Source organism: Streptomyces fumanus, from assembly GCF_014655295.1.
Taxonomy (GTDB): domain Bacteria; phylum Actinomycetota; class Actinomycetes; order Streptomycetales; family Streptomycetaceae; genus Streptomyces; species Streptomyces fumanus.
This window is the reverse complement of the sequence record NZ_BNBI01000014.1, coordinates 13,559-35,311: the sequence shown is the minus strand read 5'-3', so window position 1 is coordinate 35,311 and position 21,753 is coordinate 13,559. Positions and strand designations below refer to the sequence as shown.

The 21,753-nt window shown below is 75.9% G+C and carries 1 protein-coding gene (running past one end of the window); it reads left to right on the top strand.

The window, feature by feature from the left end; translation table 11 throughout:
- Positions 1 to 21,753, top strand: partial view of an EndoU domain-containing protein gene (locus IE316_RS27920; RefSeq protein WP_190207285.1) — the 3' portion only. It extends 21,078 nt beyond the left edge of the window; the window shows 21,753 of its 42,831 coding nt (coding positions 21,079-42,831); its start codon lies beyond the left edge, outside the window; its stop codon occupies positions 21,751 to 21,753.

The following is a 21,753-nucleotide window of genomic DNA, read 5'->3' as shown; positions in this document are numbered from 1 at the left end:
GCCTTCGTCCTGGCCCGGCGGCCCTCGGGCGCGGGACACGCCTGGGCCGCCCATCACGTGGGCGGTCCCCGGGGCGTGGTCTGGATCGAGCTGCTGGACGGCACCGCCGTGTCGGACCGGCCGCCCGCCGTGGCCCCGGCCGACGCCCGTGCCGTCGTGGTCGACTCCTCGGCCCGCGTCGCCCCGCGGCTGCCGGTGTTCGCCGCGTCCTCCTCGGCTCCGCACGCCCTGGTGGATCCGTCGGCCGGCCGCGGCTACGGCGCGCTCGGTCTCGAGGTGGAGCTGAGCGGACGGGTGGTCACCGTCGCGGGCAGGGGCTCGATCGATCCGGGTGAGCGGCTGGCGACGCACGACGCCTCGGGCGTCATGCTGGTCCACGAGACGGCCGTCTTCGGGGAGGGGACCGGCGGCCGTCTGCACAGCACGGACGGCCCGGTCCCGGTGGAGACACCGGTGGTGCTGCCCATCGTGGAGGTCGTCACGCCGCCGCTCGGCGTCCTCGCCGACGAGGACCGCCTGTCACCCGGGGAAGCCCTGCGGGTGCTGCGGGACGTGCGGCACGCGCTGGACAGGGCCCCGCACCGCGCACCGCTGACGGCCCTGCTGCCGCCCGGGTGGACCGTCACGGAGCAGGGCCGTCGGATCGCCGTGGGACGGCCCGTTCTCGGAGCGGACGGCCGGGACTACGCCCAGTTCACCATCGGTGTGCCGGTCACCGCGCTCAAGTCGGTGCTGGAGCTCACCCTGGAGCACATCGGCAGGGCTCCGCTCACTCCCTCCCTGGACGTGTCGGCACGGTTCGCCGAGGAGATCGCCGCGGGCTTCGCGTCGGAGTACCTCGGGCGGGTGATCACGCCGCAGGAGGTCCGCTTCCTGCTGACCAGCGTCCCCGGCCTGGAGGAGCTGTACGGCTACGCCTGGCTGGCCGGCCATCACGGCCTCGCCGTGGCGTCCCTGTTCCTCGAGACCGGGCCGTCCCTGGTCAAGAACAAACTCGCCGCCGCGTCGCGGACACCGTTCAAGGACATCCGGGAGACGCTTCCCCGCCCGGTGCGGGCCTATCTGGAGAACCGTCACGGTCAGTGGGTGGACCTGTTCGTCCGGAGCACCAGGACGTTCTTCACGCTGGTGCGGCAGGACGGCCGTCCGGTGCCGGAGGTGCCTACGGGGACGCTGCTCGACTCGCGGGTCAACCAGCGCTCCCGGGCCACCCTGCGCCGCTACCTCGCGACCATGTTCACGGCGGCCGCGGACCCCGTGACCCAGTACGACGTGGTCGACCTGCGGAACTATCCGCTGGACCGGGAAGGGCGGCTGCGTCATCCCCTCGTCCTGCTGGAACTGCGCGCGTTCGGCAACAACGGACGCCGCCACACGCGGGAGGAGATCGACCGGTCCTTCGCCCTGCTGCGGCACTTCTCGGCGACCGCGTACGGGGAGGCGGACCGGACCGGGCAGCGGTCCTGGGACCCCGCCGGGGCCGTCGCGGTGCTGGCGCATCCCCTCGTCACCGCGCTCCGGACGGCCGGCGAGGCCGTCACCGTCAAGCTGTCCGTTCCCGGCCGGTACGCGCCCGTGGCGCTGCTGCCCCGTTCCGCGCTGGCTCGGATGGCCGCCCAGGCCGCCCGGTACGCCCTCGGCGGCCCTCTGGACCCGGCGCTCGCCCAGGAGCTGACCGGCCTCCTGACCCGGTCCGGCGAGGTGCTCGCCCGTCCCGACACGCCGGCCCAGGTGGCCGCGGCCGTCATCCGCGTCACGGACGCCGTCCGGCAGGCGCTGGAGGTGCTCGACGCCGCGTCGGTCGCGCAGGCGGGTCTCGGGCGGGCGCCCGGTCCGGAGGAGATCCACGCCCACCTGCGGCTCACCCGCCACCTGCGGCGCCCGCCGGCCCCCTGGGAGAGCGGCGCGGTGCTGACCGTCCTGGCGTCCCTGGACGCGGGCATCCGCCCGCTGGTCGACGCCGGCTACGCGTACGACACCGTCCTGCGCTACTACCACTCCGCCGCCGTCGACCCGCGCACGCCGGGGAACACGCGGCTGGCCGAGGCGGTCCGGCGGACGACGGCGCTGATCACGGCGCAGACCACGGCCACCTCCTCCGAGCTGGGCGCCGCGCTGCTGGGCGGCGCCCGCGACGCCGACGCCGATCCGGTCGCCGAGGGCCGTCCCGCCGGGGACCGCGTCACGGTGGCGGGTCCCCGCACCAGCGGCGCCGCGCCGCGCCTCGCGCCCGGCTCCGACGTCCCGGTCCCGACGACCGCCGAGGGCAAGCGCGGCGAGGAGTGGGTGACCGTCTCCGGGCCGGTCACCGTCCCCGGCGCCGGGGACGACGCCGGACAGACCTTCGCCTACCGGGTGAGTACCGTCGGCGGGGTCGTCGTGCTGCCCGGCGACCGGGTCCTGGCCGCCGGTCCCTGGGTCCCGTTCGGCCACGACTTCGTGCAGGTGGACCGGCGGGGCGGTGCCGTGTACCTGCTGCGCGGCGACTCCGGCTGGATCGGCGAGGCGGACAACGCCGAGGCGGTGCGGGCGCTGGTCGAGGACGGGCCGGCGGCCGGGCCCGTGCACCACCGCCTGGTCGTCGCCGGCGACGGCCTCCGTCTCGTCGCCGGCGACGACGAGGCCGGTGACGTCCCGCAGGTGAGCCTGCCCGTCCGGCTCTCCCCGGCCGGCGGCGGGACGGTGGCCGACGCCTCCGCCGTCGGCGCGTCCCGGGGTCCGGCGCTCCGGCTCCGGGGCGGCGCGCCGACCCCTGCGGAGCAGGCCGAGGCGTATGCCCGCGTGAACCCGGCGCTGTCGCCCTACGTGCAACGGCGCGTGCCGCCGGATCTGGAGACGGAGGATCTGCGGACGCAGGCGTTCCTGCTGCCCCGGAACGCGGACGGGAGCCTCACCGACGAAGCCCTCCGGGTGATGGACGAACGCGGCGACGCGGCGTTCCGGTCACTCGCCCGGGTCGTCTTCGCGACGGGGCAGGTGCGGGTATCGAGCGGCCTGACCGACGGGGCGCTGAGGGATCTCCTGGAGGACGAGCGGCAGCGGTACGGGCGGCTCCAGCACCCCGAACTCGCGTCCTTCCCGCTCCGCGCCGACCCGGACGAGAGGGTCGACGTCAACGCGGACCTGGTGGACACGTACCTGACCGTCGGTTCGACGCGCGTCGACGTCCACTACGACCCCACCGAGGACCCGGGGACGCGGGACAGCCGCATCGAGCAACTCCGGCAGGCGGTGGCGGTCGTGCGGGCGGCGGGCTTCGAGGTTCCCGACTTCCACGCGTACCTGCCCAAGTACTCGCGGGATCTGCGGATGCGGAGCAACGGCCGGGTCAGGGTCGGCGACCAGCACGACGACGTGCCCCGCGGCGAGTTCGACGCCCCCGACCGGATCTTCGCCGGTTCCGACCTCCTGTCACGCCGCGCGGGCGCTCTGCTGCCGGATGGACGCGTCCAGTTCTACGACCACCTGTTCGCCGACCGCGGACTGGCCATCCTCGTCCACGAGATCGGTCATCTGCTGCACTACGCGCAGTCCCGGCGGACGATGCACGATCTCCAGGAGACGTCCTGGGCCGGCGATCACGCGCGGACCGCCGGGAGACTCAGTGAGTACGCCGCCACGGAGCCGGTGGAATACGTGGCCGAGATCTTCACCGCCCTGGTCTTCGGCAGGCGGCTCCACGCCGACCAGTTGGAGCTGTACCGGGCGCTGGGCGGGCCACGGCCCCGTTTCCGCCGGGACGCGTCCTTCCCCGCACCGGCCCGCGACCTTCGGGCACTGGCCTACGTGGTGAACGAGGCGCTGCGGCGGGACGGCCTGCTCCCGGTGGACGCCGCTGCCGTCGCGGCCGCGTACCGGCGGATCCCGGACGACGCCAGGTGGTTCGCCACCGACCACCTGGCCAGGGCGGTCGCGGACGTGCTCGCCGCCGACCGGCGGGACCGCGGCGGTCCCGTCGTCGGCATGGCGTTCACCGACACCGCCCTGGCCGGCGGCCTGGAGCGTGCCCTCGCGGACGCCCGGCGCGACAACCGCACCGAGACCGTCGCACGGCTGACCCGCGCGCTGGAGGCCCGCCGGGGCACGGCCGGCCCGGCACCCGAGGCCGTGTCCGGCGCCGCCGGCGTCCCCGAGGCCGTGGACGTCACCGAGGCGCCCCCTACCGCTCCGGAGCCGAGCGGAACACCGGAGACGGCCCGAACACCGGAGACGGCCGGAACACCGGATGGGGCAGCAGCGCCTGAGCACCGGCCCACCGCCGCTCCCCGTGCCCCCTGGTACATCGGGCGCGGCATGCTCGGCAAGAGCGTCGTGCGGGAGGTCGGTCCGTGGTCGCGGGAGGAGAACGACCGGACGGTGCGGGCCCTGGCCGCCGCCGTCCCCGACGCGCTCGCCCGGCAGGTCGCGGCGGAGATCGCCGGCGTCCTCGCCGTCGACGACGCCGAGGGCTGGCGTGAGCTGCTGGACGTCGGCGCCACCCGGGTCGTGGACGGCCGGCTGCTGTGGATCAGGCCGGTGCCGGCCGGCGCGGACCCGGCTCCGGAGCCGGCGGAGGCGGCGGGAGCGCGGGACGTACGTGCCTACGGCGTCCACTTCGGGACCACCGCCGCCGCCGTGGAACGGTCCCGGAAGATCACCGGCACGGCCGACCTGGTGCTGTTCACCGCCATCAACGTGGCCTCCGCGGCGGCCTCCGCCGTGGTCGTCGGGGCGCCGACGGCGGCCGTCGAGGCGGCGACGAGCCGGACCGGCGGGGTGCGCCGCACGGTCATCTCGGGCCGCACCCTGTTCGTGCAGGACACCACGCGGTTCCGGCTGCGGCCCCTGCGCGTCCGGCTGTTCCTGGACGGCGAGGAGCACACCGCCGACGCCACCGTCGACCGCGGTCTCGTCCTCGGCGTCCCCGACGCCCACGCCCGCCCCGACGAGCCGCAGCCGGTCCTGGACGCCGTGGACGACGCCCAGGCCCCGGCGTCCGGGGAGTTCCAGCGGCCGGTGCACGGCGCCCTGGTCGTGCACGCGGTCGACACCACCCCGGTCGTCGCCGCGACCCAGGCCCAACTGCGCCGCGCGGGGGTCTCCGCCCGCCGGACGGCGGAGATCATGGCCCAGGTGGGCAAGCGGCTCGGAGAGCGCGGCGGGCTGACCTTCAGCCGGCACCTGATGACGAGCGGCATGACCTCCCACGAGATCGCGCTCGGCTGGGGACTGCCGGGCACCGACGGCTTCCGGGGTCACTTCCGCATCGTCCAGTCCCTGGCCGGCCTGCAGTACCTGGGCACCTCCGAGCTGAAGATCCGCGAGGACACGGGCACGGGCCTGACCAGCATCTCCGGGACGGGCACCGAGAGTGCCGCCGCCCTCACCTTCGGCGCCACGTTCACCGGCCTGACCGCCCCGGCGCTCGCGCACTCCGGCTCCCCCGTGGCCAAGGGCCTCGCCCCGATGGCCGCCGTGACGGCCACCGCCTCCCGGGACGACCACAACCGCCGTGCCTCCCAGTCCCTGCGGCACGTCGTCCTGAACGAAACGGTGCCGCACGCCCGGTACCGGGTCGGTGTCCACGTCCTCGTGGACTGGGTCTCCTCGACGCACCCCGGACTGAACCGGCCCGCCGCCCCGGTCCTCGTCGAGACCGAGATGTCCCTACCCCTGCGGGAAGCCGCGGACTTCGAACGCCGGGTGCTCGGCAGCGTCCGCACCGGTGAGCCGGAAGGCGCGCCCGGCCTGCCGGGTGCCCGGCAGCCCGTCGAGACCCAGCCGTACGTCCGGGCGCTGCTGCGGCAGGCCGACGTCCCGCAGGTGCGCCGGGCCGCGCCGCCCGCCCGGCTCGACCCGGCGTACCCGCTGCGGCGGGACCCGCGCGAACCGCTCGCCCTGGCGACCCGCCGCGCCCTCGGCTTCGCGACGGCGCTGCTGCCGGGCGCGGAACTGGTCGAGGACGGGTTCCGGGGCCTGCTCAGGGAGTGGGCGCGGGCGGGCCGGCTCGGCCGGGTGGGCAACTGGGCCTCGGTGGACCGCCAGCTCGACGCGCACTTCGGGGTGCCCGCGCTGGACCTGTCCCAGCTCCTGTCCGGCCACGCCCAGACGCTGACGGTCGGCTCGCGCCCGGTGACCCTCACGGTCCGCGCGCACCTGCTGGACTCGCTGGGGGTGACGCCCACCGAGATGGTCTTCAACGACCGCGCGGCGGTCTCCGAGACGGTGACCAGCGGGACCGACCGGCGGTGGGCCGTGCAGCTCGGCGCGGGCGGCGGCGTCCGGATCGCCCTCGGCGACATCGCCCGCTTCCAGCTCGGCGGCGTGCGCGCGCTGGGCCGGATCACCGGCGGAACGGCGGAACAGTTCGGCACGGGCGGCAAGAGCTACCGGCGCTCGGAGGACGAAGGGGTCGACCTGCACACGCTCGACGTCGTCTACGAGCTGTCCGCGCGCGTCGGCGACGGCCCCGAGGAGCGGTGGTGGCTGGACCGCCCCGGCGACCTGGTGGCGCAGGTCGTCGTACCCCGGGCGCACGCCCCGGCCGCTCCGGTCGGCGGCGAGCGGGCGGCCGCGGCCGGCACCCTGCGGGGCGCCACCCGGCGCTGGCCGTCCGACCCCGACCGGCTCGACCTCTCCGCCGGTGTCTCCGGGATGTACCCGGCGTTCCTGGACCTGCCCGCGCTGCGCGCGACGGTGGCCGGGCTGTACGCCCGGCTGCACGGCGGTGCCGCGCTGCCCGACGACATCGCCCACCTGTTCCAGCCGACGACGCTCGCCGCGTTCTTCGGCCGGCTCACCGACAGCCAGGGCTGGACCTCCTTCTTCACCTCGCCCGACGGCCGGTCCACCACCTCGCTCCGGCTCCGGCTGCGCGCCTACCGGCCCCGGGAGGAACTGGCCGGTACGGACACGGAGATCGAGCACTACGAGCAGTCGGTACGCCGTCATGTCCGGCAGCGGGAGACCGGCTGGTCCGTCGAGGCGCAGGCCGCCCTCGGACCGCAGGTCAGGTTCGGTTCCGACACCGGCGGTGAGGTCGAGATCAGCGACGGTCACGGCGACCACGGAAGCCACCACGGCGGTGACGCGCCGGGCGGACGGGTGACCCTGGCGGCGTCCGGCTCGGTCCGGCGCACCTTCCTCACCGAGCACGAGCACGTCGAGGGCTCGATCGCCATCTCCCGCGCCACCTACGCCGGTCCCAAGGTGGTGTACGTCACCGACCCGGTGTTCGAGGTCGTCCTGGGCCGGTCGGCCGGCGGCCGGCCCCGGGAGGAGATCACGCGGTACGTCGGTCTCACCGACGGCATGCTGCTCCAGGTGCCCCGGGAGCGGGTGCGCGACATCCTGCCCGGCCGGCCGGATGCGGCGGTGCCCGCGCCGGAGGACGCGCCGCGGGTCACCCGGGGCTACCTCGTCGACGGCAGGCTCCCGGTCACCGGCGTCCACCCCGAGCTGCTGCGGGCCGACGCCGTGCACGACCGGATCGCCGGCATCCTCGCCGCCCGCCGCCCCGACCTCCTCGACGGGCCGTCCGCGGCGACGGTACGCGGTGTCCTGGACCAGTTCACCAGCGCCGGGCTGCTGCCGCTGATGCCGCAGCTCTTCGACGGCGTGCACGTCCAGACGCTGGTCCGGGGCTTCGCCGGCACCACTCACCGGCTGTCCGTGCGGGTGGCGATCCGGACGGTGGAGGCCGCCCACGCCCACCGGCCGCGCCCGGAGGTGAGGCACACGCTGCGCGGGGAGAGCGTGACGGAGGACAAGGACACCCGTCAGCGGGGCCGGACGGCGGGCGCCGGGGTGGCCGTCACCGCGCGCGGCGGCACGCACGACGCCGTCAGCGGCGAACAGGGGCACGCGGGCCTCGACTACGCGGCGGGCCGGGTCTCCGGCAGCAGCGCCGCGGAGGTCGGCACGGCGAAGCAGGTCACCATCATCCGGGGCAACACCCGTGACAAGCAGGGCTCCCACGAGTTCGCGCACAAGGTGGTCTTCGACATCGAGGTCGGCCTGACCCGGCAGCTCCCCCAGGCCCTCGACACGCTGGTGCAGGGGACGGGGATGCTCACCGGGTCGGTCGCCCGGCTGGCCGGCCGGGGCGACGCCTGGCAGCGGTTCTGGCTGGGCCACCAGCCCTGGAGCTGGCGGGAGAGCGACACGGTCACGGGCGAGGTCCGGTTCCTCGTGCCCGACCATCTGACGGCTCCCGTCGAGAGCCCCTCCCCCACACCGGTGCACGAACGCCCCACCGGCCGGAACGCGCGCTGGGTGCCGTCGTCGCGGGCCGTGCTCGACGCACCGGACGAGACACTGCTGGCGAACCTGCACCCCTGGGACGTGCCCGCGGCCGCCGTGGTCCGCGACCACGCCGGGATCGCCGCCCTGCGCTCCTCGCGGGCGCCGGCGCCGGACAGCGCGCTCGCCCGGCTGGGCGAGGCGTCGCGGCTGCTGACCCCCGAGGGCATGCGCTACGGGTTCGAGACCAGCGCCCACCACATGCGCCCGCGCATCGCGGACCTGCTCAAGGGAACGTACGAGGTCGCGGTCGGCGATCGCCGGGTGACGGTCGGCTTGCGGATCACGGCGGCACGACCGGTCGAGGGCGCCGGACGGGTGGCGTACAAGGGGCGGCGCTACACCCAGAACGACAACGGCGTCGAGCACGTCGTCAGGTCCAGCCGGGGCTTCCACCAGGGCGGCGGCACGGACGGCGGGGGCGGGACCGCGGAGTACGCGCTGCTTGGCCGGACGCCTTACGAGGCCGGCTGGTCCGAGGACGGCAAGCAGACCTCCGCCCTGTCGGAGACGGACGAGCACAACCAGGAGGGCGTACGGGACTTCCGCTTCTACCGCTTCGACGTCACCGCCGTGCTGCACGGCGTCGGCGGCCCCGCCCGCGCCCTGGAGGTCGACGTCCCCGACGGTCTGGTCGCCATGCTTCCGCTGCGGGACGAGAAGCTGGCCGACGGCCTGGAGGAGCGGTACCCGCACCTGTTCGGGACCGGTACCGCCGCTGTGGCCCCGGACCGGCCGGACGCCCGGCCCACGACGTCCGCACCCGCCGGGGCACGCCCGGCGGCGGTTCCCGCGGCCGGCGGCCGAGCGGGCGCGGAGCATGCCCTTCGCCGTACGTCCGACCGGGTGTCGCGCCCGACCCCGCTGCCCACCATCAGCGAGGTGCCCGAGCCGGCCGCCACCCGCCGCCGCGCCTCGCGGGAGCCCGCCCTCCCCACCGTCCCCGAGGTGCCCGAACCGGCCACTGTCCCGGACCGGGACAGCAACGCCCCGCACGCCGCCCCGGCGGACGGGACGGTGTCCGTGACCGTCCGCGCCGAGGACCTGGCGGCACGGTCACGGGTCCTGGAGGCCGGCGGCCGGGTGCTCGCGGTCGTCCTGCCCGGCGCCGGCGGCGCGGCGGTGGCGGCCGGTCTCACCCCACAGGCCGCCGGACGGCTGCCCGCTCTGCTGCCGGAGCGCCTCGTCGTGGTCGCCGCCGAGTACCGCGCCGGCCGGCCGGTCGTCGACGGCGTACCGGTGGCACCGGCCGCCCTCGCCGCCCTCCTCGCCGCCCGTGCCCCGCTGCACGCCCCCCTGCTGACCGCACCGGACGCCGGCCCGTACGCGGTGGCCCTGGCCGAGGCCCTCGGCCTGCCGGTCGCCGCCTCCGCCCAGGGCGTACGCCTGGACGCCGACGCCGGCACCGTCGTCCCCGCGCGGGCGGACGGCACGGGACCGGCCGACGGCCGGCTGCGGCTGTTCGACGCGCGGCACCCCGAGGGCGAGCCCCTGCCGTCCGAACGGTGGGGCGCCCGCCCGTCCCCGGCCGGCCCGGCGGGCGAGCGGTCGGACACCGTGCCGGACGAACCGGTCGAGGTGCACCCGGCCGCCCGCTCCATCGGCATCCCGCGTACGGAACTGCCGGGCGTCCCCGAGGTGATCGCCCGGATCAGGGAACTGGCCGGGGACGCCGTGGCACGCGTGCCGGAGGACGAGTGGACCCGCCTCGCCCTGGTCCTGCTGGGCACCTATCCCCGTCTGGTCCCGGCGCCGGACGAGCCGGTGTCCGGCGGTGTGCTCCTCACCCTGGGCCGCGCCGAGGTCCTGGTCACCCTCGATCCCCGTGATCCGCGCCGGGTCCGGCACCCCGCCGCCTCCTACGACGGCCTCGCCACCGCGCCGGCGGCCGACGACACGGCCGTGCCCCCGCCCGGCGAGACCGGGGCCGGGACAGGCACCGGGTCCGCCGGGCCGGTGGACGCGGGCCGGGCCGTCGCGGCCGGGCCGCAGCCGCTGCTGGCGCCGCGCGACCCGGCGGCCCAGCGGTTCGAGACGGTCGGAGCGGTCAACGGCTCGTTCCTCACCGGCGCCCACGTGCAGAGCCACTCGGGGGCGACCTCCGCCCTGCGCGGCGCGCTCACCCTGTCGGCCGGGATCGGCCTGGGCGCCGGCCCGCTCCAGGTCGTCAAGGTCGGTCTGGGCCTGGCCGGCACACTCAACGCCTCCGCCCGCGCGACGACCAGGACCAGTGACGCCGAGGGCGGCCAGGTGGAGGTGTCGGCGGACACCTCCGCACCGGTGGCCTACGCGGCGCACTGGACGGTGCGGCTGCGCACCGACCCGGCTCGTCGCTGGGAGGAGACCGAACCCGTACCGGTGGAGCCGGCGGACGGCCGCCGGCTGGTGCTCGCCGTGCCCGACCACTATCTCGGCCACGCCGGTCCGCAGCTCACCGCCGTCGGCACCGAGGGGCGCGAACGGCGGCTGCCCCCGGTGTACTACGCGTCGGGGCTGACCGGCCTGCCCGCGCTGTTCGACGAGATCGCCGCCGCGCTGGCCGGGCAGGGACTGCGCCTGGCCGTGGGCAGCGCCGCGCGCGAGGAGCTGCTGCACAAGCTGTGGCGGCTGGAGTCCCATCTGGACGAGGCGGTCGGCACGGGCGACGGCTACCGGTTCACCCTGCACGGCACGCGCGGCAGGCCGGTCGCCACCGTCGAGGTGCACGGCGTGCGCACCTCGCGCGGTGAACGGGTCGGCGTCACCAGCGACAAGGCGCGGCTGGAGCGGGTGCGCACCGCGATCGACGGCACCGGCGGCAGTCACACGCTGGGCGACTCCGCCACGGTCACGGCGCCGTCGGTGGAGCTGAGCCTCCTGCCGCTGCCCTCCGGCGTGCCCGCCCCGGCGCTGGGGCTCAGCGCCTCGGCCGCGCTGACCTCCGTGAACAGCCAGGGGCAGAGCGCGGGCCGCACCGGTCTGCGGGTCCTGGTGTCACGGGAGGCGGGCGAGACCTCGGCCCACCTGGTCGGGCTCCGCCTCACCGCCGTGGTCGCGGCGCGCGGCGCCCGGCCCCGGACCACCCGGGCCGTCCCCGGACAGGCCCTGGTGCGGATGAGCGAGGCCGACGCCTTCGCGTACGGCTTCCCGGTGGACGAGGCCGCGCTGCGCGTCCCCGTCGCGGGCGCCGCCGGCGACCCGGCGGCCGGGGAGCGGGACGGCGTTGCGGGCCGGGCCACGCCCGACGACGGCCTCCGGGTCAGCGAACTCGGCACCCTCACCGATCCCGGGGCCCTGGCGGACCTGGCGGAGCGCGGCGAGCCGCTGAGGCCCGCCGCCGTGACCGAGGTGACCGAGCCCGTGACCGTCATGGACGGCCCCGCGGGCCGGACGGTGGCGTACGCGCCGGACCTGCTGCGCGGCACCGGGCGCCGCCCGGACGACCCCGACCGCCTCGATGTGCCCGCGCACGTCGCGCTCGGCCGGGGCATCGGCACGGGCCTGGTAGACGTGGCGGAGAGGACCGTCCGCGAACTGCGCCAACTGCTGTCGGCCGAGCTGACCCGGCTGGGCTTCCTGCCCGAGGACCCCACCGCGCCGCTCGCCGCGAGCGGCCCCGCCAGCCACGGCGCCGAGGTGGACAGCTTGCTGGCCAACCTGGAACTGGTGGAGAAGTTCGTCTCCCGGCGCGGCCTGGAGACGTTCTACGACGAGATCCACCAGGACGGGCTGACGTTCACCCTGCGCCGGCGGCGGGGCGTTCTCGCGACCGACTTCGACGTGGACGCCGCCCGCGTCACCATCCGGGCGACGGCCTCCGGGGAGGCGCCGCCCCGGTTCGAGGGCCGGACGGACCGGGTCCACGTCGTCAACCTGTTCATGGGCATGGACACCGCCGGCCAGTCCGCGGGCGGCAGCCGCAAGGCCGCGCTCGGCTTCCGGTTCAAGGTGCAGGCCAACCAGCTCAAGGGCGCCGGCACCGGCTTCGACCTGCACCGGACCGTGGGCGCCACGGAGAGCGTCCTGCACCTGAGCAACCAGCCGAAGCTGTCCGAGTACCACGGTCCCGTCGACCGGTTCACCCTCACCAGCGACTACACCGTCACGGTGGAGCTCCAGCACAGCGGGGTGCGGGGCCGGCTGCGGCCGGGGACCCGCGTGACCCGGCCGGTCACGCTGTCCGGACAGGAGGCCCTGACCCACCTGCTGCCGCTCGGCGCCACCGACCCGGCCGACGCCCCGGCTTCCGGGAGCACCCCGGTCACGGTGCTCGACCGCGCGGTCGTGTACTACCTCGACGCGAGCGGAGTGCGCGAGGCCGCCCGCTCGCTGCTGGCCGGCCTGACCGGCCCGCAGGGGCACGCCGACTCCGAGGTGTCCGCCTTCACCGGCCTCACCCAGCTCATGGCCCACCTGCCGGAAGTGCTCGCCGGGCACTACACCACCGACCAGTTCTTCGACCCCGGCTGGCTGGGCGACACCCTCGCCGCGCTCGACGTACGGGGCGAGATGGGTCCGTCCGTGTTCGCCGGCGCCACCGACGAGCCGTTCGTGATGGGTGTCATCCGCTTCGGGCTGGACCAGGCGGGCGTCACCGACACGGGGTCCCACGGCCTGAAGTGGGTGCAGGCCGATGTCGCGGTGGGCGGCGCGCTGGACTCCGGCGGCACCGGCACCCTTCAGGGAGGGTTGGACGCCGGGCGCGGCCGGCAGTGGAACACGTCCGCCGGCGGTACCGTCACCGCTGCCCGGGAGCGGATCGAGCTGGACTTCAACCGGGCCTACGCCTTCCGCTCGACGGTCGACTTCACCGTGACCTCCCGTACCGAGACGTCCGGCAAGACACGGCCGCTCACCGCCGGCACGGACCGGCGCGCGGTCCCCGGCCGCACGGTGCTGTACCTGCTGCCGGAGCCCGAGGCGCTCGCCCAGTACGCCGCCGGCCAACTGGCCCTGCCGGACCGTCAGCTCGTCGACGTGCTGAACCGCTGGTACGGCGGGGAGCTGCGGCTGTCCGGCGACACCGTCGCCGGCCTGCTGACCCGCTGGGCCGCCGAGTCGCCCGGGTCCGGCACCCGTTCCCCGGACGCGGGCGGTCCGGCCCCCGGCGCCCTGACCGCGGACCGCGCGACCCTGGCGCGGGCGCTGGCCGGGCTCCACGGCGAGCGGGCGCTGCTCGTGCTGGACCCGGCGGTGCGGGCCGCGTTCGGCGAGCGGTTCGGCCTCGGCCTCGCCGACCCGTCGCCCGGCACCCGGGAGACCGGTCTCCCGGAGTACCTCACCCGCGCGGACACGGACCGCCGCATCCTCGGCCACAGCGGTGTGCACACGATCCGCTACGACGACCGCCCGTTGCTGGACGCCGTGCTCGACGGTCTCGCCACGGTCGCCCCCGGGCTGGTCACGGCCGGCCCGGACCTGTGGGACGGCCGGGGCCGCCGCATCGGCCGGATGCAGGGCGGCCTCGACACCGTGCAGGCCCTGCTGGCCGGCGGCCGGGAGGCGACCCTGTGGGACGACCTGCTCTCCCCCGACGGGTACGTCGTGCACCTGGCCAACCCCATCGGCTGGGCGCTGTCGGACGTCGTCCGGATCAGGCTGCGCGCCGTCCTGACGTCGGATCCCGAGATCGGCGACTTCCGGCCCGAAACGGGGCTGGAGAACTACGCCCACGGCGCCGTGTCCTCGGCGGTCGGCACCTCCCGCGACGCCGCCCAGACGCTCACGGCGGGACGGCTCGGCGGCGGTGACGCGCACGCCTCCGGCACGGGGGCCGTGGGCCTGGGCGAGGGCCGGCACCGGGGCGTGACCCGCGCCGGGACGGAGACGGGCATCGGCACCGTGTACGCCTGGGACGGCACCCGGCTGGTCACGTACCGGTTCCGCGTCGACATCGGCATCGAGCGCGTGAACAAGCCCGGCGGTGCGGTGACCGGTCCGCTGGTCCGGTGGTACCGCTCCCTGGACGCCGCCCGCTCCGCCCCGTTCACCGACACCGTCACCGGTGTGCTCAGCCTCCAGGTCCCGCGCGGCCTGTCGGAGTTCCGCCCCGTGTACGGACCGCGGGCGGCTCCCGACCCGCGCCCGCTGCCGCCGCTGCCCGGCGACGCGTACGTGTCCGGTGTCGCCATGGACGGCGTGGAACGGGCCGCGCTGCGGCTGGCGGGCCGCGTCTTCGGCGAGCACGCGGCCGGCGGGACGAGCCGCGCGAGCCTGGCACTGCTGCGACTGCTGACCCCCCGTCAGATGGCCGAGCACGTGCGCAGGGCCTCGCAGGCCGCGCCCCTGCTGCTGACGGACAGCCTGCTCGACCCGGCCGACCCCTCGCGCAGGGCCGCCCTGTACCTGCGGGGCGCCCTGTACGACCTGGAGGTGATCGGCCCGGTCGCCGGCACCGGTACCGGCCGCTACAGCAAGTACCAGAAGGGCACCTCGGTCAACGCCGCCGACGACCACTGGCGGGCCTCCGCCACCGCGAGCGCCTCGGGTTCCGGCGTGGTCCAGGCACCGGAACAGGCCGACGCGCGCCCCCCGCACACCCTGGGCGGGGACACCGGCGCGTCCCGGACCACGGCGGGCGGCCAGGGCGGCACGGGCAGCGAGAACCAGCGGCGCGAGGAGCACCTCAAGCAGCAGGGCCCGGTGTACTCGGTGCTGCTGCGCTGGCGCGGCCGGCTGGAGGCACGTCCCTACTCCCGGCCCCTGCTGGGCCCGGCGGGCCGGCCCGGGAAGAAGACGCTGTACGGCGAGACCTTCACCGGTGACGTGTACGCGGAGCTGTTCCAGTCGGAGGTCGAGGAGCTGCGTGCCCGGCACCGGCAGGTACCCGATCCCGCCGGCGACGCCCGCCCGGCGGCCGCGCACCGCACTGCGTCCCCCTCCTTCGACCTGGCCGGGCTGCTGGCCGACGCCGCGCGCGAGCCCGGCGCCGGTGCGCACAGGCTGCACCAGGCCGTGGCCCGCACGATCTCGGCGGGGACGGACGGCACGCCGGAGACGGTCACCTTCCACCTGGACCGCACGGCGCTGCTCCGGCGCGTCCACCGGGACGTGCTGCGCTGGGCGGTGGACGCCCTCGGCGCCCGCCTGGCCGGCGACCATGCCGCCGGACCGGGCCGGGAGGCCCGCGCGGCCCTCGCCCGGTACCGGACGGAGCTGGCCCGGCAGCAGGTCGACGGGCGGACGGTGACCGAGGGGGCCGTCCACGCGATCGTGGCCGAGGTCGACCGCCACCACGACGCGCTGTCGGCCGGCACCCCGTCCGCCGGTCCGGTCGTACTCCCCACGGCCGCGTCCCTGCCCGCCCTGTCGACCGGCTCCCTGGTCCGCGGCATCGCCCGGGAACTGGGCCGTCCGGTACGGCTGCGCGTCCGGGGCCTCGACGGCGTCCTGCGCAGCCACCTGGTCACCCCCTCCGACCGGGACGACACCGGCCTTCCGGGCACCGATACGGCGACGGCGTCCCCCGCCACGGCGTCAGCCCGGCCCGCCGCGCCGGCGGTGGACGGCGTACGGCCGCCCGGTGCCGGCCCGGACACGTCCGCGGGTCCCACCACTCGCCGGACCGCGGACGCCGGTGCCACCCCTCCCCGGACCGCGGACACCGCTCCCCCGGCCACCGGCCGTGCGGCGGAACCCGCGCTCACGGCCGCCGACCGGGACCGCGTCGGGGACGCCTTCCGACGCTGGCCGGCCACCGGGCAGGATGCCCTGCCGGCGCTGGAGGGGCTGCTGCGGGCGGCCGGCGCGGGGGCCAGGTCCCTGGTCCTGATCGACGGTGAGGAGTCGCGGGTCCAGCTCTACGCGGTGAATCTGCGGGGCCGCGTCGAGTGGCTGGACGCCCGCTCCCGCACCCGGCTGGACGGTGCCCCGAGCGTGGCGGGCACCGTGTGGTCACTGGACCTGGACGCCCACGGCACCCTCCTGGACCGGGTCCTTCAGGGCCCGCAGCAGGGTCCCGACGCGGTGCGCTTCCCCACCTTGCGGCTGGGCGCCGACCTGATGGGCGTCCTCGGCGACGCCCACGCGAGGGACGAGGAGCCGGAGCCCGCCTCGGGTCCGGACACGGCGGCGCGCGACGGCGCGGCACCGGTGCCGTCCGCGTCCCGGGCCGGCTCGGGCGACGCGCCCGGCGGCGACGTCGTACCGGCCGGATTCCGCCCGCGCCCTCAGGAGGCGTCGGTGCGCGCGTCGGTGGAGGATCTCGCCGACCGGCTCGTCGCGGCGGACCCGACCGTGCGCGGCTCCTCCTCCGGCCCGCGCGGCGGCGCGTCTCGTGGTGCGCCCCAGGAGGAGGCTCCCGCCGATGCCGGTCCTTCGGTGGTCCGCATCGTATGGACGGCCGGGCAGCTCCTGCGCGCGTTCAGGGCATGGCGTGCGGAAGGCCCGGCGCTCGGCGAGGACCGCGGCGACGCCTTCCCTCCGCGCGATGCCACCGTCCTGCTGCCGGGTTTCACCGGGAGGGTGGCGCTCGGGCTCGGTTTCGCCCACTGGTTCAAGCGCGGCGAGGTGCTGCGGGAGGACCAGCTCGCCGCGTTCCGGGCGGAGGGGATCCCGCTCCGGCAGTTGCCGCAGGGCGAGTACCTGATCGACGCGCCGGAAGTGCGACGGCAGCAGACCAACCGAGCGGCGCTGAGGTCGTATCCGTGGACGGTGGACCAGGTGACCAGTGCCCTCACGCGGTGGCGCGCGGCGTCCGAGGACCGCGACCGCGCGTGGCCGCCGGCGACCAGCGTGATCGAGATCCCCGGCACGGACATGCGCATCGACGTCAGGGAGATCGTCGACACCTGGATCCGGCTGGAGAAGGGGTTCTCGCCGGAGGAAGGACACGCGCTGGCCGGGCTCGGCGTCCGCACCCGCACCCTGCCCTCGGGGAAGCTGGTCCTCGCCGAGGCACAGGACTACCACGGTCCGTCCGGGGAGCCGGTGCCGCGAACCCAGGCGGTCCCCCGCCGGCCGGTGGTTCCCCGCACGCGGCCGGCGAACGACGTTCCCACGGCGGCCCCGCGCGTCGGGACGGGGCGCGACGCGAGATGGTCGGCGCACACCTACTGGACGACGGACCTGTTCATCGAGGCCGTGCGGGCGTGGCGGCGGGACGGGGACGGACTGGGAGAGGACCGCAGCGGCAGCCTGCCGGGCTCCCAGGACAAGACGGTGCTCCCCGGCACGGGGCAGGAGGTCGGCGTGGGACACGCCCTGCAGAACCTGTACGCCGGGAAGAAGAGGTTCGGTCAGGAGGAAGCCGCCGCGCTGTCGGCCATCGGGCTCACCCTGCAGCAGGTCTCCCCCGGGGAACACGTCGTGATCCGTCCCCCGGCGCTCACGCGGTGGACCGTCGACTCCATGGCGGAGGCTGTCAGGGCGTGGCGTGAGGAGGGCGCGGACAAGGGACTGGTACGTGATCACCTCGTGCCTCCCCGGGAGGCGAAGGTGGTCGTCCCCGGGTCGGGGAAGACGGTGTACTTCGGCTCGATCCTGGACAGATGGGTGCGCGGCGGACGGCTCTTCGGCGCCGCCGACCGGGCGACGTTGTCGGCGGTCGGCATTCCGTTCCGGGAAGCGGCTTCCGGTGGGTACGTCATCGTGCGTCCGCCGTCCGACGACCACGCGCCGCTGAGTGTGGAGGCGATGGCCGGCGCCGTCGACGCGTGGCGTGCCGGCGGCGCCGGCACGGGCGAGGACCGCCGCACCGTCTTCCCCCCGCGGCACGCCTCCGTGCGCAGGCCGGGGTCGCGGGAGCCACTGCCCGTCGGCGAGCTCCTGGCCCGCTGGGCCACGGTGAGGAAACACCTCACGCCACGTGACGCCGAGCTGCTCGGTGCCGTAGGGATCCCGCTGGCGCGACTGGATTCGGGGTACTACGTGATCGCCGCGCCCGAGGAGACGCCGGGAACGGCGGGGGATTCCGCAGGCGGACAGGTGGCCGTCGCGGAGAACGGCGCCCCCTTCCCCCCGCTCACGGTCGAGTTCGAGCCGTTCCACGACCCGACGGGCTCGATCCCGGCCTGGGACGATCCCTCGGCGGACCTGTGGATGAACGCCTACCCGACCGATCCGGCCGAAGGACAGCCGCTCGGCCCCTCCGCGTACGGTCATCAGGAGGTCGTACGGACGGAATCGTCCGGGAGGCTTTCCGGCTCCGGGCCGGACGCCGTGACCGTGACGGCGGCGGCCGAACGCGGCCTGCGGGTGGCGGACGTCCCGGCGGACGGTGACTGCTTCTTCCACTCGCTGATCGCGGTGGTCGGCCTGACCCGCAACGGCCTGCCCCTCACCCCGGCGCAGGTCCGCTTCCTGCTGGCCAAACCGCTGTGGGACCGGGGGACCGGTGCTCCCGGGGGAGAGCTGCTCGACCACGTCCCCGGCCTGCACGCCACGGTCCGGCATCAACTCGCCGACCGGGCGCAGGGCCACCGGCCGGCGGCCGCGGACTGGCTCGGCATCGCCCGGTCGATGAGCACGCCCGGACAGTGGGACACCATCGCCGGCGACCTCGCCCCGCTGATCGCCGCTCACCTGTACGACCTGACCCTCCACACCGTGCACGTCACCCCCAACACCACCTACGACGTCACCATCGGCAACGGCACCCGCCACGTCCACCTCGTCCGCCGCGTCGGCCACGGCGCCGAGCACTGGATGCCCGCCTGGCCGGCGGCCCCCCGCGCTGACGAGACCCCCGCCGAGGACTCCGGTGAGGTACCGGCCCATCTCCTGCCCTACCTGGACCAGGCAGCCGCTCTGCTGCGTCCGCCCCTGCTCATCGGCGTCGACCCCGAGACCGAGGCTCACCGGGCCCGCGTCCACCAGGCCCTCCTCACGATCGCCCGCGCGCTGCACGAGCAGCACGGCGGGTCCGGCCCGGCCGGGAATCTCGCCATGGCGGACCCCGCATCGAGCACGTCCCGTCCCCGCCTGCCCGGCGGCGCTCCCCGTACCGGCTCCCGGACCGAGGACGAGAACGCGGCGGGGCCGTCGGGGACCTGGCTGGCGCTGCCGTCCGGTGATCCCGGCCGGACCGCCGACGAGAACACGGACACCGACTCCCTGTTCGGTCCGGACGAGGAGGAGACACCCGCCGGCCCTGCCCGGACGGAGCCCACTACCCCGGCAGACAGCGCCCTCGCCGCCGTGTCCCGGCGGGAGCCCCCTGCCGATCTCGACACCCGGATCAACGCCCGCAGCGACTTCGCCCGGACCCGGCTCGGAGCGGAGGCCGACCGCCTGTTCGCGTTGCCCCCCGCCGACGGTTCATGGCACCGCCGGACCGTCCTCCCCCTCGCTCCCGGCGCGCTGGAGGAGCTGTACGCCCACGTCACCGCCCTGCCCGACCTGACCCTGGGCGGACTGTGGGAGCACCTGTACGCCACCGGGACCGATCTCGACGCCGCCCAGGTCGCCGAGATCCACCGGCATTTCCACTTCCACCGCACCGGTGCCCCGGCCGGCACCGGAACCGGCCCGGCCGCGACAGACCCGGGACGGGTCCGATGGACGCCGGAGCTGTTGGCCGAGGCCGTCACGGCCTGGCGTGCGGAGGAAGCCCGGACCGGCCGCGACCACACCCGCGCCGTACCACCCCGAGCAGCCTCCGCCCTGGTTCCCAGCCTGGGCAGAGTGGTCGACTTCGGCGCCAGGCTGCACCACTGGACCAGGACCCAGAAGGTCTTCGACGCACACCAGGCCGACAGCCTGACGGCCGCCGGACTCCCCCTGCTGCGGCTCACCGACGGCACGTACGTCCTCACCCGGCCCGTGGAGAACCGGGCCGCGGCACCGCGCCCGGAACCCGAGGAACCCACCGACCAGTTGCAGCGCAAGAACGTCAAGTGGACGCCGGAGCTGTTGGCCGAGGCGGTCACGGCCTGGCGTGCGGAGGGAGTCCGGACCGGCCGCAACCACACCCACCCCGTACCGCCCAAATCGGCCATCACCCTGGTTCCCAGTCTCGGGAGAGTGGTCGACTTCGGCCACAAGCTGTACCACTGGACCAAGACCCAGAAGCCCTTCGACGCACACCAGGCCGACAGCCTGAGGGCCGCCGGACTCCCCCTGCTGCGACGCGCCGACGGCACGTACGTCCTCACCCGGCCTCCGCAGAACCGGGCCGCGGTACAGGACCCGGAACCCGAGGAACCCACCGACCAGGCCCGTCGGAGGCACGTCGTCTGGACAGCACCGCTGATGGCCGAGACCGTCATGGCATGGCGCGCGGAGGGAACGGACGAGGACCGCAGACGCCCGGTACCCCCCAGGTCGGCCATCACCCACGTCCCCGGCCTGGGCAGGATGGTCGGCTTCGGCTCCACCCTGCATCACTGGGCCAGGACCGGAAGGACCTTCGACGCGGTGGAGGCGGCCTACCTGTCGGCAGCCGGCCTCCCCCTCCGGCAGCTCACCGACGGCTCACACGTCATCACCCGGCCCCAGCGGCACACCGCGGCGGCGCCCGGACCGGAGGCGGGGCAACCGCAGGCCGCATCCGGCACCGCGCCGGGCGCACGACCGCCGCGCACGGGAACACGCCGCGAGCGGCCGCTCGGGGAGCAGGCACCGGACGGCCCCGAACTGCCACGGACGCACGAGGCCGGCATGCCCGCCGCCGGCACCGACTCGCGGCAGGTGCCGTGGACACCGGAGCAGGTGGCAGCGGCCTACGCGGCGTGGAACACGGAAGGGGACCCGTCGGACGCGGCCCGCACCGGCACCCTTCCGCCGCCGGGGACCACCGTCGCGATCACCGGGCCGACCGGTCCGTTCCCGCCGCCCACTCCCGAGTTCGAGGCATTCGTAGACCCCTCCGGGACCCTCCCGGCCTGGGACGACCTGCCGATCGGCGGACCCTTCGACCCGGCCTTCCCGGTGCCCGCTCCCGCGGACCTGCCGTACGCCGGGCCGGACCCCTTGACGGCCGAGGGCGTCCCGGGGGACGCGGTGGCGCTCGCCGTCCACCGGGCGGCGGCCGCTCGCGGCCTCCAGGTCGTGGACGTACCCGCGGACGGTGACTGCTTCTTCCACGCGCTGACCGCGGTGGCCGGCCTGGTCCAGGAGGGCCGGCCCGCCACTCCCGCGCAGATCCGCGCCCGCCTGGCCCGGCCTCTTCACGGCCTGGGGCACGACGCCAACGGCACCGCACTCCTCACCGGCATCCCCAACCTCCACGCCACCGTCGCCCACCAGCTCCCGACCGGTGTGCCCACCGCCGCGGACTGGCACGAGATCGCCCGCTCCATGAACACGCCCGGACAGTGGGACACCATCGCCGGCGACCTCGCCCCCCTCATCGCCGCCCACACCTACGACCTGACCCTCCACACCGTCCACGTCACCCCCGGCACCACCTACGACGTCACCATCGGCAACGGCACCCGCCACGTCCACCTCGTCCGCCGCACCGGCGACGGACCCGAACACTGGATGCCCGCCTGGCCCCTCGCCCCCGACGTCCGGCTTACCGAGGAGAGCCGGGCCGAGGACACCGGTCCATGA